This is a genomic window from Streptomyces sp. NPDC018693, assembly GCF_044391385.1.
GTDB lineage: Bacteria > Actinomycetota > Actinomycetes > Streptomycetales > Streptomycetaceae > Streptomyces.
On sequence record NZ_JBIRZZ010000001.1, the window covers coordinates 534851 to 550446 of the forward strand.

Here is a 15596-nt window from a genome sequence, read left to right on the forward strand (position 1 = left end):
AGGAACGACAGCGTGACCTACGTCATCGCGCAGCCTTGTGTCGACGTGAAGGACAAGGCGTGCATCGAGGAGTGCCCGGTCGACTGCATCTACGAGGGCCAGCGGTCCTTGTACATCCACCCGGACGAATGCGTCGACTGCGGTGCCTGTGAACCGGTCTGCCCGGTCGAGGCGATCTTCTACGAGGACGACGTGCCGGAGGAGTGGAAGGACTACTACAAGGCGAACGTCGAGTTCTTCGACGAGCTCGGCTCCCCGGGCGGTGCCAGCAAGCTGGGCCTGATCGAGCGTGACCACCCGTTCGTGGCGGCGCTGCCGCCGCAGGGCGAGTAACCCGCAAGCGGCCCGCGCGACGCGTCGCCTCGGTCCCGTACGGCCTCGATCACCCCGATCGTGCGGCCGCCGTACGGGACCGAGGCGTTTTCCGCACCCGGGGTTCCAGGACGCACCTGGGGTACCAGGACGCACCCGGGGTGCCAGGACGCTCCTGGGCGTACCAAGAAAGTGAGCGAGATTCCCGTGTCCGCAGTCTCCGACCGCCTTCCGGCCTTCCCCTGGGACAAGCTGGAGCCGTACAAGAAGACCGCCGCCGCGCACCCGGACGGCATCGTCGACCTCTCCGTCGGCACCCCGGTCGACCCGGTTCCCGAGCTGATCCAGAAGGCCCTGATCGACGCCGCGGACTCCCCGGGCTATCCGACGGTCTGGGGCACCCCGGCGCTGCGGGACGCGATCACGGGCTGGCTGGAGCGCCGCCTGGGCGCCCGCGGGGTGACGCACAGGCATGTACTCCCCATCGTGGGCTCCAAGGAGCTGGTCGCCTGGCTCCCCACCCAGCTGGGCCTCGGCCCCGGCGACAGGGTGGCCCACCCGCGCCTGGCCTACCCGACCTACGAGGTCGGCGCGCGGCTCGCCCGCGCGGACCACGTGGTCTACGACGACCCGACCGAGCTGGACCCCACGGGCCTGCGGCTGCTCTGGCTGAACTCGCCGTCCAACCCGACGGGCCGGGTGCTCGGCGCCGACGAGCTGCGCCGCACGGTCGCCTGGGCCCGTGAGCACGGCATCCTGCTCTTCTCCGACGAGTGCTACATCGAGCTGGGCTGGGAGGCCGACCCGCTCTCGGTCCTGCACCCGGACATCAACGGCGGCTCCTATGAGGGGATCGTCTCGGTCCACTCGCTCTCCAAGCGGTCCAACCTGGCCGGCTACCGGGCGGCCTTCCTGGCCGGCGACCCGGCGGTCCTCGGCCCTCTCCTGGAGATCCGCAAGCACGGCGGCATGATGACCTCCGCGCCGACCCAGGCCGCCGTCGTCGCGGCCCTCTCCGACGACACCCACGTCCACGAACAGCGCGCACGCTACGCCGCCCGCCGCACCCTCCTGCGCGACGCCCTGCTGAAGCACGGCTTCCGTATCGAGCACAGCGAGGCCAGCCTCTACCTGTGGGCCACGCGGGACGAGTCCTGCTGGACCACCGTGGCCCACCTCGCCGACCGGGGCATCCTGGTCGCCCCCGGCGACTTCTACGGCACGGCGGGCGAGAACTTCGTACGCGTGGCCCTGACGGCGACGGACGAGAGGGTGGCGGCGGCCGTGGAACGCCTGTAACCGCTGCACAGGGAAACGGGGCCCAGGAGAAACCCCTGGACCCCGTCCCCGAGAACCCCGTACGGGACTAGCCGAGCGGCAGGCTCTTCACCGGCAGCGTCTCAGCCCCCGGCAGCCCGCCACCCTTGGTGAGCGAGTCCGTCGGCAGCCCACCCTTCGTCGCGGTCCTGGTCGTGTCCCCGAGGACGTCCCCCGCGGACCCGGCCGCCTCACCGGCCGTCTTCTGCGCCGCGGGCGTCGCCTTCTTCACGGCCTTGTCGGCGGTCTTGCCGGACTGGTCCAGCGTCTTGTCGGCCTGCTTCACCGCCTTGCCGGACTGCTTCACCGCCTTGCCACCGGTCTCGGTCACGACACCCGTGGTGCTCTGCGTGGCCCCGTCGACGGTGGTGCCGACGTTCGCCGCGTCGAGCGTGCTGAGCCCACCGAGGTTCTCGGTGCCGGGCAGTTCGGGGGCCGCGTTTGCGGCGCCGGCCGCACCGACCCCGGCAGCCGCTCCGGCAGCGACGATCAGCGCGGCACGGGCGATCCGGCGGGTCAGGGGGAGGGTCATGTTGCTCCTTCGACGGGAGAGGATGTGGAACACGTGCGCCATGACTACCGCTCGACTCCCCGCGAAGGTTGCGGATCCACAACGTAAAGAGTTAGTAATGCGTCGCATTATCGGCTGCGGATAAAGAGGGACAAAGGCCGTCCGGTGTGAAAGTCCGCCAAACCCTCGGAGCCCTTTGTTTTCAAGGCTTCCGCCGCACACCGCGACGACCTCGCGAAAACCCGGTCACACGGCAGCAGGAGCGCTCCCCGCACAACTCCTGCGGGGGAATCCCCGTACTACTGACCGGTGACGACCCGGACCCCGCTCGCCGCACCGGCCGCACCCGCTCCACCGGACCCGGTGGAGCGCCACCGGCTGTCCGTGGTCCCGGCGACCCACTCGCGACCCTCGTACGACACCCGCTCGATGCGCAGCGCCGACGCGTTGGCCACCGCCCAGTGGGCGAGCTGCCAGCCGCGCTCGCGGGCACCGCGCCCGTCGGCCCCCGTGCCGTCCGGCACCGGCAGCGTCACGGTCCGCCCGCCGCTGCGCTCGGCGGCGGCCGAAGCGCTCGGCGACGCCTCACTCACCGCCGTGCCCGCCGACTGGAGCACCGCACTCCCGAAGTCCCGTACCGCCGCGTCCCGCACCGCCTGCGGACCGGTGGCCGCCGCGTCGACGACGGGACGCCCGCCGCAGGTCAGCGTGGCCGCCGACCGCCCGGTGAGCGCGGCGGCGAGCAGTGTGGCGTCCGGCTCGTGCTTGGCGTACGCGTCCGGGAAACCACTGCGCTGCACCCGCTGCGCGGCGACGGTGAGCGGCAGCTCGGTGTAGTCGGGGACCTTCGCGAGATGCTCGTAGAAGATGTTCGCCGCGTACGACGGGTCCATGACCTGCTGCTCGGTGCCCCAGCCCTGCGACGGCCGCTGCTGGAACAGACCGAGCGAGTCCCGGTCGCCGTACTCGATGTTGCGCAGCCCCGACTCCTGGAGCGCGGTCGCGAGCGCGATGGTCACGGCCCGCTCGGGCATGCCCCGGTTGGTGCCGACGGCGGCGATCGTCGCCGCGTTCACCGCCTGCTCCGGCGAGAACTCGTACGACGCCCCCTTCCCGTCGCCCGAGAAGACCCTGCACCCAGGGTCGCCGGCCCCCGCGGTGACGTACTGCACCACGAGATAGCCCGCGACGGCGAGCAGAACCATGAGGCCCGCCCCGACACGAAGGGGGCGGCCACGACGCTTGGCGGAGGGGGACGGCGCTGGCACGCGTACAAGGTACTGGAGAGTACGGAAACGCAGGAGGCCCATGGGAAGCCTGTTTGAAAACGGGCGATCGCACCCGCGCTCACGTGCCGGGTTAGGGTCGACGGCATGGCCGACACCTCGCTTGACCTCACGCTGGACGCCGCCGCCGTCACCGCGCGCCTCGTCGACTTCCCCTCCGAGAGCGGCAGCGAGAAGCCGCTCGCGGACGCGATCGAGACCGCCCTGCGCGCCCTGCCGCACCTCACGGTCGACCGCTACGGCAACAACATCGTGGCCCGTACGAACCTCGGGCGGGCGGAGCGCGTGATCCTGGCCGGCCACATCGACACCGTCCCGATCGCGGAGAACGTCCCCTCGCGGCTGGACGACGACGGCGTGCTGTGGGGCTGCGGCACCTGCGACATGAAGTCCGGCGTCGCCGTGCAGCTGCGCATCGCGGCCACCGTCCCCGCCCCCAACCGCGACCTGACCTTCGTCTTCTACGACAACGAGGAGGTCGCCGCCGAGCTGAACGGTCTCAAGCACGTCGCCGAGTACCACCCCGAGTGGCTGGAGGGCGACTTCGCGGTGCTCCTCGAGCCCTCGGACGGCCAGGTGGAGGGCGGCTGCCAGGGCACCCTCCGGGTGCTGCTGAAGACCAAGGGCGAGCGCGCCCACTCCGCCCGCGGCTGGATGGGCTCCAACGCGATCCACACCGCCGCCCCGATCCTGGCCCGCCTCGCCGCCTACGAACCGCGCAACCCGGTGATCGACGGCCTGCAGTACCGCGAGGGCCTCAACGCGGTGCGCATCTCCGGCGGCGTGGCCGGCAACGTCATCCCGGACGCCTGCGTCGTCACCGTCAACTTCCGTTACGCGCCCGACCGGAGCGAGCAGGAGGCGATCGACCACGTCCGCGAGGTGTTCGCGGACTGCGGCGTCGAGGAGTTCCTGGTCGACGACCACAGCGGTGGCGCGCTGCCCGGCCTGTCCCACCCGGCGGCGGCCGCCTTCATCGAGGCGGTGGGCGGCACCCCGCAGCCCAAGTACGGCTGGACCGACGTCTCCCGCTTCGCCGCCCTCGGCATCCCGGCGGTCAACTACGGCCCCGGCAACCCGCACTTGGCGCACCGGCGCGACGAGCGGGTCGAGACGGCGAAGATCCTGGCGACCGAGGAGCGCCTGCGGGACTGGCTCACGGCGTAGTCGGCGCCGATGGTGCCGTACGGCGGACACGCCGAAGTCCCCCGCCCGTAACCAGCGGCGATCTACGCTGAGGTGGATACACCTGCAAGCGGAGGGAGCGCATATGGCGACGACCGGCAACCCCGAGGGGACGCACGAGCGGCGGCCGGAGGAACAGCGCCTGGGACCGGTGCTCCGACGACGCGGCCAGATCCAGATGAGCACGACCGACCAGCGCCTGCTCGACGTGGGCGGCCCCTCGGACTGGGTCCACACCGACCCCTGGCGCGTCCTGCGCATCCAGTCGGAGTTCATCGAGGGTTTCGGCACCCTCGCCGAACTCCCGCCCGCCATCAGCGTGTTCGGATCGGCCCGTACGCCGGTGGACTCGCCGGAGTACGAGGCGGGCGTCCGGCTCGGCCGGGGCCTGGTGGCGGCCGGCTGGGCCGTCATCACGGGCGGCGGCCCCGGCGCGATGGAGGCGGCCAACAAGGGCGCCTGCGAGGCGGGCGGGACCTCCGTCGGCCTCGGCATCGAGCTGCCCTTCGAGCAGGGGCTGAACCCGTACGTCGACATCGGGCTGAACTTCCGCTACTTCTTCGTCCGCAAGATGATGTTCGTCAAGTACGCGCAGGGTTTCGTGGTCCTGCCCGGCGGTCTCGGCACCCTCGACGAACTCTTCGAGGCCCTCACGCTCGTCCAGACCCAGAAGGTCACGCGCTTCCCCATCGTCCTCTTCGGCACGGAGTACTGGAGCGGCCTGGTCGACTGGCTCCGCAACACGCTGGTCGCCCAGGGCAAGGCGTCGGAGAGAGACCTGCTGCTCTTCCACGTGACCGACGACGTGGACGAGGCAGTGGCCCTGGTGTCGAAGGAGGCAGCCCGCTGACGTGACCCGCCCCCGTTCCCAGTGGGAAAACCGAGGCCAAAGGCGTGCCGGTGCTCCCGGCGCTTTCGACCCACTGGAAACGGGTGGTGGGTGGGCATAGGCCCGGGGGTCCAGGGGGCAGAGCCCCCTGGTGCCTCGGCGGAGACCTACGCGAGCCCCCGACGTGCGACGGCCGGCGGACGCCACCCCGCGATCGACGCCACCATGTCGAGCACCTGCCGCGTCTCCGCCACCTCATGCACCCGGTACACCCGCGCCCCGAGCCACGCCGACACAGCCGTCGTCGCCAACGTCCCGATCACCCGCTCCTTGACCGGCCGGTCCAACGTCTCCCCGACAAAGTCCTTGTTGGACAACGACACCAGCACCGGCCACCCCGTCTCCACCATCTCCCCGAGCCGCCGAGTCGCCTCAAGACTGTGCCGCGTGTTCTTCCCGAAGTCATGCCCCGGATCGATCAGCACCGACTCCCGAGGCACCCCGAGCGCCACCGCCCGCTCGGCCAGCCCCACGGTCACCCGCAGGATGTCGGCCATGACATCGTCGTACGTCACCCGGTGCGGCCGCGTACGAGGCTCCGAACCCCCCGCGTGGGTGCACACCAGCCCCACCCGGTACCGCGCAGCGACCTCCGCCAGCCCGGGATCCACCCCACCCCACGCGTCGTTCAGCAGATCCGCCCCGGCCTCGCACACCGCCTCCCCGACCTCCGCACGCCAGGTGTCCACGCTGATCACGACGTCCGGGAACCGCCGCCGCACCTCCGCGACGAACCCGACGGTCCGCCGCGCCTCCTCCTCGGCGGTGACCTCCTCGCCCGGCCCCGCCTTCACCCCGCCGATGTCGATGATCGCCGCGCCCTCGGCCACCGCCAGCTCCACGCGCGCGAGGGCGGGCTCGTCGCGGAAGGTCGCGCCCTGGTCGTAGAAGGAGTCCGGGGTCCGGTTGACGATCGCCATGATCACCGGCTCGTGCGCGCCGAATTCACGCCTGCCCAGCCTGAGCATCCCCTGTGACCTCTCCCTGTACGACCTGCTGCGTCGCGGACATCCGCCGCCTGCGACCCTAACTGTCACACCCGCATGGCACGATCGGAGCCAGACACATCCGACGTGCGGCCGATGCGCGGCCCACCGAGCGTGAGGAACCACCAGTGGTCATGTTCTTCTTCCTGGTCGTCGCGCTCGCTGTCGTGGTCGCCGCGGTCACCCTCGCCGTGGTGGGCGGCGGCGAGGGCACCGGACCCCTGCCGGAGGCCGCGCCCCAGCGGCTCCACGACCCGCTGCCGTACGACCGCCCGGTCAGCCGCGCCGACGTCGACGCCCTGCGCTTCCCGCTCGCCGCCCGCGGCTACCGCATGGCGGACGTCGACGACGCCCTCGCCCGCCTCGCCGCCGAACTCGCCGAGCGGGACTCCCGTATCGCCGACCTGGAGTCCGCCCTGGCCGGCGCCCAGGCCCACGCCTCCCACACCGCTCCGCACGTCTCCATGGACAAGCCCGCCCAGGAGGACCAGTGACCGACGGCACCGCCCTCGCCGGCGCGGACGGCGCCCTGCGCTGCCCGTGGGCCCTGTCCACGCCGGACTATGTGACGTACCACGACGAGGAGTGGGGGCGCCCGGTCCACGGCGACGACGCCCTCTTCGAACGCCTCAGCCTGGAGGCGTTCCAGTCCGGCCTCTCCTGGATCACCATCCTGCGCCGCCGCCCCGGCTTCCGCGCCGCCTTCGCCGACTTCAAGATCGCCTCCGTGGCCGCCTTCACCGACGAGGACCGACACCGCCTCCTCGCCGACGCGGGCATCATCCGCAACAGAGCCAAGATCGACGCGACCCTCACCAACGCGCGCGTGCTGGCGCAGTGGTCCCCGGGCGACCTGGATGAGCTGATCTGGTCCCATGCCCCGGACCCGGCGACCCGCTCGGTACCGAAGACCCTGGCGGACGTCCCCGCCGTGACGGACGAGTCGACGGCGCTGTCCAAGGCCCTGAAGAAGCGGGGGCTGCGCTTCGTGGGCCCGACGACTGCCTACGCCCTGATGCAGGCGTGCGGGCTGGTGGACGACCACCTGGCGGAGTGTGTCGTACGCCGCTGCTGAGCCGGTCCTGTCAGGTCAGCGACCCAGGTATTTCGGCTTCTCCTTGTTCACGAACGCCTGCACCGCGATGCCGTGGTCCTCCGACCGCCCCGCGCGCGTCTGCAGCTCGTCCTCCTTCTCCAGCGTCTCGGCGAGGGAGTGCGTGAGCCCGTACGCCACGGCCTCCTTGAGCGCCGCGTACGCCACCGTCGGCCCCGCGGCCAACCCCCGGGCCACCTTCTCCGCCTCGGCCCTCAGCTCAGCCACCGGCACCACCCGGTTGGCGATCCCCAGCTCGTACGCCTCCTGCGCCTTCACTGTCCGCGGAAACAGCAGCAGATCGGTCGCCCGGGACGGCCCGATCACCCGGGGCAGCGTCCAGGAGACCCCGGAGTCGGCGGTGAGTGCCACACCCGCGAACGACGTGTTGAAGCTCGCCGTGTCCGCCACGATCCGATAGTCCGCGGCGAGGGCGAAGCCGAAGCCCGCGCCGGCCGCGACCCCGTTCACCGCGGCGACCACCGGCTTCGGCGCCTCCACCAGCGCCCGCACGATCGGGTTGTAGTGCTCCCGGACCGTCTTCATCGTCTGCCCCGCCCCGGTCTCCCGGTCCGCCGCCAGCAGCCCGATGTGCTCCTTGAGGTCCTGGCCCACGCAGAACGCCCGGTCCCCGGCCGCCGTCAGCAGCACGGCCCGTACGGCGTCGTCGTCCGCGGCGGCGCGCGCGGCGTCCCGCAGGGCGACCTTGGTCGCGATGTTCAGCGCGTTCATCGCCTCGGGGCGGTTCAGGGTGATCGTCGCGAGCCCGTCGCTCACCTCGTAGAGCACGGTGTCGGCCATGGCGTGTCCCCTCCAGGTCGCGGTGCTGACGTACCGCTCAGTACGTCGGTTGTCCGAAGGACAGCATGACGGAGATCGCCGCCCGCGCAGCGGACCGGTCGTGTGAGCTGCGTCAAAGAATCCGGGTCGGTTTCCGGACGGCATGGCTTCGTGCGGGCGCGAAGTATCGCAGCCACATCCCCGAATTGAGTGGTTTTGCTCGCGCGCGTTGCCCAAGCGATGCCGACCGATGTTGGTCATCGGGTCCTGAGATGCGGGATAATGGCTTGGAAGCAATGTGTTCGATGCCGGTGTCGCGTGCCCCGAGCCTGATGGGCCAGGACCGCGCGTGCCCTTCAGGGGCCGTCGGCTTTGACGATGAGCTGGTTTCAGGAAGGGGAACGAGCATGGCGGCCATGAAGCCGCGGACGGGTGACGGCCCGCTCGAGGTGACCAAGGAGGGGCGGGGCATCGTCATGCGCGTTCCGCTCGAAGGCGGCGGTCGGCTCGTCGTCGAGCTGACCCCGGACGAGGCCGACGCCCTCGGCGACGCCCTCAAGAAAGTCGTCGGCTGACGCGCCAGCGACCATACCCTTTCAGCCGCCCCGGCATCGTCTTCGGTGCCGGGGCGGCTGTTTCGCGACGCCTTCCGGTACCGTCCGTCATCTTTTGACCGCGCACAGCAGCCCGTCGCCGACCGGCAGCAGCGACGGCACCAGCTCCTGGCTCTCGCGGACCGTCCGCAGCAGCTCACGGATCCGTATGACCTCGGTCGGCTGGGGACCGGAGTCCACCGTGCGGCCGTTGGCGAAGACGCCCTCGAAGACCACCAGCCCGCCCGGACGCAGCAGGCGCAACGATTCCGCGAGGTACTCCAGCAGCTCCAGCCGGTCACCGTCGCAGAACACCAGGTCGTAGCCGGCGTCCGCGAGCCGGGGCAGCACGTCCAGGGCGCGGCCCGGGATGAAGCGTGCCCGGTTGCTGGCGAAGCCGCAGGCGCGGAACGCCTGCCGGGCCGACTGCTGGTGCTCCGGCTCCGGGTCCACGGTGGTCAGCACGCCGTCCGGGCGCATGCCGTGCAGCAGGTGGATACCGGAGACGCCGGTGCCCGTGCCGATCTCCGCGACCGCCTTGGCGTCCACCGTGGCGGCGAGCAGTCGCAGAGCGGCGCCCGTGCTGGGCGACACCGAGCGCAGCCCTGCCTCACGGGCCCGGTCGCGGGCCCAGCGCAGCGCGTCGTCCTCGGCGACATAGGCGTCGGCGAACGCCCAGCTCGTCTGCCGGTTGCCGGTAATGGCCCTCTCCTGTCCCCATGGTTGCCTGGGCGTGACTGTATCCGCTGCGGGCGGGAACCCGCAGATGGGACCGGGCGTTTAACAGGGTGGGAACGATGACGGGGGGACACGGTTGGATCACGAGGCGGGGCGGGTGGGCGAGCAACTGCTGACGCAGCCGTATGAGCCCTATCAGCCCAGATCAAATTCTCGTAAAACCGCTTATCCGGTCCTAACGGGCGAGGTGGCTATGGTAGGGGCTCCACTGGACACCACCAGAGCTGACAGGGGAGGTGCGGCTGCGCCTGTGGATCGGGGAGGAGTGCTGCGGCGCTTTCTCGGATCGGCGGGTAAGCCGAAATCCGTGACCGACACCGCTGACCACAGCCCCGCCACCGGCCCCGCGGCCGGCCGAGCCCAGACCGCGACCTTCTCCACCGACGCGGACGGGCAGGCGTGGACTCCGCCCACGTGGGAGGAGATCGTCAGCACGCACAGCGGACGCGTCTACCGGCTCGCCTACCGCCTCACCGGCAACCAGCACGACGCCGAGGACCTCACCCAGGAGGTCTTCGTCCGGGTCTTCCGCTCCCTGTCGACCTACACGCCCGGCACCTTCGAGGGTTGGCTGCACCGCATCACGACCAACCTGTTCCTGGACATGGTCCGCCGCAAGCAGCGCATCCGCTTCGACACGCTCGGCGAGGACGCGGCGGAGCGGCTCGCCAGCAAGGAGCCAAACCCGCAGCAGGTCTTCAACGACGCCCACTTCGACGCGGACGTCCAGCAGGCCCTCGACACCCTCGCTCCCGAGTTCCGCGCCGCGGTCGTCCTGTGCGACATCGAAGGACTGTCCTACGAGGAGATCGCCGCGACCCTGGGCGTCAAGCTCGGCACGGTCCGCTCCCGGATCCACCGCGGCCGCTCCCAGCTGCGCAAGGCCCTCGCACACCGCTCGCCCGAGGCGCGCGCCGAGCGTCGCTCGCTCGTGTCCCGCGTGCCCGTGCTGAGGGGAGGGGGCGCGACCGCGTGACTGGATCACGGCCGAAACCTGCCGAGGGGCACCTCGCAGAGCAGCATCTCGGAGACCGACTCTCCGCCCTGGTGGACGGAGAGCTCGGTCATGACGCGCGCGAGCGCGTACTCGCCCATGTGGCCACCTGCCCGAAGTGCAAGGCGGAGGTGGACGCACAGCGGCGGCTGAAGAACGTCTTCGCGGCGGTGGCCCCACCGGCCCCCTCCGAGAGCTTCCTGGCCCGGCTCCAGGGGCTCCCCGGGGGAGGTGACCCGGACGGCGGCGGCACGCCGTTCGGCGGGGGAGGACCCGGTGTCCTCGGGGTGAGAAGAGGCGAGCCCTTCGCCCTCTCCTACGATCCCACCCGCGACCACGGCTCGGTTCTCACCCCCGGACCCGTGGGGCGCGGATTCCGTATCCACCCGGTCGGGCGGGGCGAGGCCGAGCGGCCGCGCGGTATGCGGTTCGCCTTCGTCGCAGCCGGCGCGGTGTCGCTCGCGGCGATCGCCCTGGGCGGCATGACCGGCAGCGTTCCCGTCGACCCCACCGCGGACGCCCGCGGCGGCTCGGGCAACGGCAGCAATGTCACCCCGGCCCGCACCTCCGGCACCGGCTCGGCGGCCACACCCGAGAACCAGCGGCGCCGGGGCACCGGCCCGCTGCTCGCGCAGAGCGGCGGTCAGGGCGGTCACGGCAACACCCCGGTGGCCCCGACCGAGGTGTCCGCGCCGCTGCTGCCCGGCGGGCCCACGCCGGGCGCCGGCCGGGAGGGCATCACCACGCCCGTGGTGGCCGGAGCGGCGGCCATGTCCCCGCTCATACGCCCGCTCGGCGCGACCCCGCCGCTCTCCCTGACGTCCCTGTCCACCGCACCGGAGTTCACCCCTCCTGGCCTGATCGCCGCGCCCGTCCCGGACACGGCCACCGCACCCACCCCCACCTCGGGTCACCCCGCCCGCCAGGAGCACTGACCTCACCACCACGCGGTGCGCCTCCCACCCGGAACCTGATTGAATCCAGACCGGACCGCGCCCTCATGCCACCCGGCCGGGCGCTCAGTCGTGCGGGGAGAGCATGGACGAGGGCAAGCCCACGAAGGGGAAGTGGTGGAGCCGGCCACGAGCGCAGGGCACAGCGGAGTCCGCCGACGACGGCGACTTCGAACTGGCACGGCCGGCACCGCCGGAAACCCAGGGCCGAGCCGGCGGTGGTGACGGTGACGGCGACTACCGACTGAGCCGCCCGATAGCCATGCCCGAACGGGCGCCTGGTGGGGGCATGGGTGGTGCCGGGGCTGCCGAGGGGCTGTCTGGTGGAGGCTTGGCTGGTGGCGAGGGGTCTGGGTCCGGTGAACGAGCCGAGTCCTCCGGGGAAGTCGATGTCGCCGAGGCCGGCGATGTCCCGGACGCCGTGAAGAGGCCCGGCCCCGTCGAGGAGCACCCGCCGGTTGCGCCGGAGCGCCCCAAGCCGCTGCACGACCCCGATCCCTACAGCACGCCCCCGTATGGCGAGCCGGGCCCCTGGGCGCCCGCACCGCCGGTGCAGCATCCGGCGGCAGCGGCGGGCGTGGGCGGGCCGGGTGCCGGTGCCGGTGTGGAGGTCGCGCCTGGTCTCGGGCCTGGCGCTGGGGTCGGTGGTGGTGTTGGTGCGGGGTCTGGGCTCGGCGCTGGTGTTGGTGCGGGTTCCGGGTTCGGTGCTGGAGCCGGTGCCGGTACGGCGTCCGGGCTTGGAGCCGGTGCCAGCGCAGGGTCCGGGATAGCTGCTGGGCCCGGTCCTGGTGCCGGTTCCGGTGCAGTCGGCCAGAGCGCGTCGGCTGCGTTTGGCGACGCTGCTTCCGGCTCGTCTTCGGTCACAGGCCCCGCCGCGCCTACAGATTCCGCCGCGCATACGTCGCAGGCACCGGCCACAGCACCGGCCGCGCATGTGCCCCCAGCCCCGGTTACAGCGCCCGCCGCGCCTACAGCGTCCGCGGCCGCAGGTCCCGCCGCGCATGCGTCGCCGGCGCCGGTCACAGGGCCAGTCGCGCATACGTCCCCTGCCCCGGGCACAGCACCGGCCGCGCATGCGGCCCCGGCCACAGCGCCCGCCGCGCATACGCCCCCAGCACCAGCCGCCGCATCTGGCGCGCCAACGCCGGCCACGCCGGGCCCCGCGCCCGACCCGGCCGCACCGCACACCATGCCTGCGCCCACCTCCGTACCACCCTCCGACCCTTGGCAGCGTTACGACCCCTGGGCCGCCTACCCGCTCCCTGCGGGGCCCCTGCAGCAGAGCGGTGCCGGTGTGGTCAGTGAGGGGCAGCGGCGGGCGCGGGTGCGCAGGGCGGTGCTGGGGGCGGCTCTGGCGGTGGCGTTGGTGTCCGGGGGCGTGGGTGGCGCCGTAGGGGTCTATCTGGAGCGCAATGGCGGGATCGGGTCGATCGAGCTGCCGCAGGCCCCTGCCGAGCCCTCCGGGCGGCCCGCTGACAGTGTGGCCGGGATCGCCGCCCGGGCTCTGCCCAGCGTGGTGACCCTGCATGTCGGCGGCGGAGAGAAGTCCGGGACCGGCACCGGCTTCGTGCTCGACACGCGCGGGCACATCCTCACCAACAACCACGTCGTCGAGCCGGCCGGCGACAGCGGCCGGATAACCGTCGTCTTCAACGGCGGCGAGACCGCCGAGGCCGAGATCGTCGGACGGGACAGCGGGTACGACCTCGCCGTGGTCAAGGTCAGCGGGGTGACCGGGCTCAAGCCCCTGCCCCTCGGCAACTCCGACAGTGTCCAGGTCGGTGACCCGGTCGTCGCCATCGGCGCCCCCTTCGACCTCGCCGGCACGGTCACCTCCGGCATCATCAGCGCCAAGCAGCGGCCCATCACCGCCGGCGGCGAGGGCGGCGACGCCAGCGACGTGTCGTACGTGGACGCGCTGCAGACCGACGCACCGATCAACCCCGGCAACTCCGGCGGCCCGCTGCTCGACGCGCAGGGCCGGGTCATCGGCATCAACTCCGCGATCCGCTCCGCCGGGGACGGCTCCGGCATCGGCGGCGGCCAGTCCGGTTCCATCGGCCTGGGCTTCGCGATACCCGTCAACCAGGGCAAACGCGTCGCCGAAGAGCTGATCAACACCGGCCGGGCGACCCACCCGGTCATCGGCATCACCCTCGACATGGACTACGACGGCGACGGCGCCCGGGTCGGCGAGAAGGGCGGCGACGGCGGCCCTCCGGTCGTCCCGGGCGGTCCCGGCGACCTGGCCGGTATCGAGGCGGGCGACGTCATCGTGGAGGTCGACGGCCAGCGCGTCCACTCCGGTGAGGAGCTGATCATCAAGACCCGCGCCCACCGCCCCGGCGACCGGCTGGAGCTCACCGTCGAACGCGACGGCGCGCGCCGCACGCTCTCCCTGGTCCTCGGTTCCTCGTCGGACTGAGCCGGACCAGCCGGACCAGCCGGACCGATCGGGTACTGACAGGAACTTCACAGATCAGGCCCCGAAACACCGCCCCACAAGGCAAACAACGCGGAAAACCGACCGCACCGACGCACTCGGAGCGCACGGGACGGTACCGGTCGGACAGGTGCGACAGGTACCGTGGTCCCGGCCCGGACATCGCAAGGAGCTTCAGGTGTTCAATGACATAGGTGCGCTCGAGCTGGTGACGATCATCGTCCTGGCCGTGCTCGTCTTCGGTCCGGACAAGCTCCCGAAGGTCATCCAGGACGTGACACGCACGATCCGGAAGATCCGTGAGTTCTCCGAGAGCGCCAAGCAGGACATCCGCAGCGAACTGGGCCCGGAGTTCAAGGACTTCGAGTTCGAGGACCTCAACCCCAAGACGTTCATCCGCAAGCAGCTGGAGAACGAGGACCTGGGGCTGAAGGAACTCCGCAACGGCTTCGACCTGAAGAAGGAGATGGCCGAGGTCACCGACGCCGTCCACGGCCGCGAGTCCGACAGCTCCGCGTCTCCGTCTTCGTCGTCCCCGTCGGCCTCTTCGACCTCGTCGTCCCCTCGTGTCGACATGACCAAGAAGCCCGAGGACACGGGCAAGGACGACCGTCCGCCCTTCGACGCGGACGCCACCTGACGGCTCGAACACGGCGCCCGCGCGCCCCGCGCGCCGGGCGCGTTCCCGGCTGCCCGCGGCGGGGTGGATATGCTGCCGAGTTGTTGTGCGGACCGTACCTGAACGGGTAGTGCCGCCCGAAGGGGGGCGGGCCGGACCGGTCCGGCGAGAGCAAGGAGGCGTCCGGGCACATGGAGACGACGAGTCGGGCAGTCGCGCAGGCGCCGGCCGCGGAGGACGGACAGCAGGTCCCCTCCGCCCGGCGCACCCTAGACGGTTACCTGGAGGCGCCCTTCCCCTGGTACGGCCTCGACGAGGCGTTCACGGGGCCGCGCTGGCTGATGCAGGTCGGTACGGCGGCCGACGGGGCCGTCGAGCACGGGTCCATCGGGCACGGTGACGAGCCCTCCGTACGGCACGAGTCGGCGGGGGAGGATCGCGGCAGGTTCGCGGTCGTGGTGACCGTCGCCGCGAACCCGTCCCGGCGGAGCGCCGACGGTACGGGGCTGCTGGAGGCCACGTCGGTGTCGTCGGCGGCCTGGCTGGCGGGCGTGGGGCTGCTGTCCTTCACCTGGCCCGGGCAGATGGACCACAGCCTGCGGGACGACTGGCTGGACCAGCAGACGGAGACAGCGTGGGCGCTCGCCGACGACCTGGGCGGCCCTGAGTGGTCCACGCTCTCGCTGCCGGTGGACGGCGTGCCCACGCCCTTCCACTACCGGGAGTCCGAGTTCGGCTGGGTGCTCGCCGGCTCCACCCGGGAGGGCGTCCACGTGGGGGCGTACGGCCGGGGCATGAGCGCGTACGGCCTGGGCTTCGCCATGATCAAGGACATCGCGGCGTACGACGCCTAGAGGGTTCGCCCAGAGGGTTCTACAACAATGGGGGCGCCGTCCG

17 protein-coding genes are annotated in these 15596 nt (G+C 71.8%); 12 read left to right on the top strand and 5 right to left on the bottom strand.

Annotation, left to right across the window (positions count from 1 at the left end; genetic code table 11):
* The first annotated feature begins 12 nt into the window (after nt 1-12).
* Together fdxA and ACH5AC_RS02585 are read left to right on the top strand one after the other, a co-directional pair.
* Entirely contained in the window at nt 13-333 is a 321-nt protein-coding gene (gene fdxA / locus ACH5AC_RS02580) for a ferredoxin (protein ID WP_014674796.1), read from the top strand.
* A 186-nt stretch (nt 334-519) separates the two neighbouring features.
* On the top strand, nt 520-1611 hold the full coding sequence (locus tag ACH5AC_RS02585; protein WP_398859725.1) for a bifunctional succinyldiaminopimelate transaminase/glutamate-prephenate aminotransferase: 1092 nt from the start codon (nt 520-522) through the stop codon (nt 1609-1611).
* 67 nt (nt 1612-1678) lie between these two features.
* Here the strand turns inward: ACH5AC_RS02585 and ACH5AC_RS02590 are convergent, their stop codons facing one another.
* Together ACH5AC_RS02590 and ACH5AC_RS02595 are read right to left on the bottom strand one after the other, a co-directional pair.
* On the bottom strand, nt 1679-2161 hold the full coding sequence (locus ACH5AC_RS02590; protein ID WP_398859727.1) for an ATP-binding protein: 483 nt from the start codon (nt 2159-2161) through the stop codon (nt 1679-1681).
* A 278-nt stretch (nt 2162-2439) separates the two neighbouring features.
* Nucleotides 2440-3345 carry a heavy metal transporter gene (locus tag ACH5AC_RS02595; RefSeq protein WP_398859728.1) on the bottom strand — a complete coding sequence of 302 codons (906 nt, stop codon included), beginning with the start codon at nt 3343-3345 and terminating at the stop codon, nt 2440-2442.
* A 168-nt stretch (nt 3346-3513) separates the two neighbouring features.
* Between ACH5AC_RS02595 and dapE the strand changes: the two genes are divergently transcribed.
* Complete coding sequence (gene dapE / locus ACH5AC_RS02600) at nt 3514-4593, top strand: succinyl-diaminopimelate desuccinylase (protein WP_398859730.1); 1080 nt, start codon at nt 3514-3516, stop codon at nt 4591-4593.
* A gap of 103 nt (nt 4594-4696) precedes the next feature.
* Nucleotides 4697-5461: a TIGR00730 family Rossman fold protein gene (locus tag ACH5AC_RS02605; RefSeq protein ID WP_398859731.1), complete on the top strand. Its 765-nt coding sequence runs from the start codon at nt 4697-4699 to the stop codon at nt 5459-5461.
* A gap of 146 nt (nt 5462-5607) precedes the next feature.
* Here ACH5AC_RS02605 and folP read toward each other — a convergent pair whose 3' ends face one another.
* Entirely contained in the window at nt 5608-6468 is an 861-nt protein-coding gene (folP, locus tag ACH5AC_RS02610) for a dihydropteroate synthase (RefSeq protein ID WP_398859732.1), read from the bottom strand.
* 152 nt (nt 6469-6620) lie between these two features.
* On the opposite strand from folP, the gene ACH5AC_RS02615 reads away from it, so the two are divergent.
* The gene (locus tag ACH5AC_RS02615) at nt 6621-6980 is read left to right on the top strand and encodes a DivIVA domain-containing protein (RefSeq protein WP_398860061.1); all 360 of its coding nucleotides are present in this window, start codon (nt 6621-6623) and stop codon (nt 6978-6980) included.
* Nucleotides 6977-7561 (top strand): DNA-3-methyladenine glycosylase I, encoded by a 585-nt coding sequence (locus ACH5AC_RS02620; protein WP_398859733.1) that lies wholly within the window; start codon nt 6977-6979, stop codon nt 7559-7561. Before ACH5AC_RS02615 ends, ACH5AC_RS02620 begins: the two co-directional genes overlap by 4 nt.
* Before the next feature lie 15 nt (nt 7562-7576).
* Here the strand turns inward: ACH5AC_RS02620 and ACH5AC_RS02625 are convergent, their stop codons facing one another.
* Nucleotides 7577-8380: an enoyl-CoA hydratase/isomerase family protein gene (locus tag ACH5AC_RS02625; RefSeq protein ID WP_398859735.1), complete on the bottom strand. Its 804-nt coding sequence runs from the start codon at nt 8378-8380 to the stop codon at nt 7577-7579.
* A 386-nt stretch (nt 8381-8766) separates the two neighbouring features.
* Here ACH5AC_RS02625 and ACH5AC_RS02630 point away from each other — a divergent pair, with 386 nt between their 5' ends.
* A complete protein-coding gene (locus ACH5AC_RS02630) occupies nt 8767-8934 on the top strand; it encodes a DUF3117 domain-containing protein (RefSeq protein WP_003966491.1) in 168 nt (55 codons plus the stop codon).
* Between the two features lie 87 nt (nt 8935-9021).
* Here ACH5AC_RS02630 and ACH5AC_RS02635 read toward each other — a convergent pair whose 3' ends face one another.
* Nucleotides 9022-9720 carry an O-methyltransferase gene (locus ACH5AC_RS02635; protein ID WP_398860062.1) on the bottom strand — a complete coding sequence of 233 codons (699 nt, stop codon included), beginning with the start codon at nt 9718-9720 and terminating at the stop codon, nt 9022-9024.
* Nucleotides 9721-9955: 235 nt separating this feature from the next.
* Between ACH5AC_RS02635 and sigE the strand changes: the two genes are divergently transcribed.
* From sigE to ACH5AC_RS02660, 5 genes are all read left to right on the top strand, one after another.
* On the top strand, nt 9956-10666 hold the full coding sequence (gene sigE / locus ACH5AC_RS02640; RefSeq protein WP_398860063.1) for an RNA polymerase sigma factor SigE: 711 nt from the start codon (nt 9956-9958) through the stop codon (nt 10664-10666).
* Nucleotides 10663-11619 (top strand): zf-HC2 domain-containing protein, encoded by a 957-nt coding sequence (locus ACH5AC_RS02645; RefSeq protein ID WP_398859736.1) that lies wholly within the window; start codon nt 10663-10665, stop codon nt 11617-11619. Before sigE ends, ACH5AC_RS02645 begins: the two co-directional genes overlap by 4 nt.
* A 784-nt stretch (nt 11620-12403) precedes the next feature.
* The gene (locus ACH5AC_RS02650) at nt 12404-14062 is read left to right on the top strand and encodes a S1C family serine protease (protein WP_398860064.1); all 1659 of its coding nucleotides are present in this window, start codon (nt 12404-12406) and stop codon (nt 14060-14062) included.
* A 196-nt stretch (nt 14063-14258) separates the two neighbouring features.
* Nucleotides 14259-14720, top strand: coding sequence for a sec-independent translocase (locus ACH5AC_RS02655; protein ID WP_398859737.1), 462 nt, complete (start codon nt 14259-14261; stop codon nt 14718-14720).
* A gap of 170 nt (nt 14721-14890) precedes the next feature.
* Nucleotides 14891-15553 carry a hypothetical protein gene (locus ACH5AC_RS02660; RefSeq protein ID WP_398859738.1) on the top strand — a complete coding sequence of 221 codons (663 nt, stop codon included), beginning with the start codon at nt 14891-14893 and terminating at the stop codon, nt 15551-15553.
* Nucleotides 15554-15596: the final 43 nt, after the last annotated feature.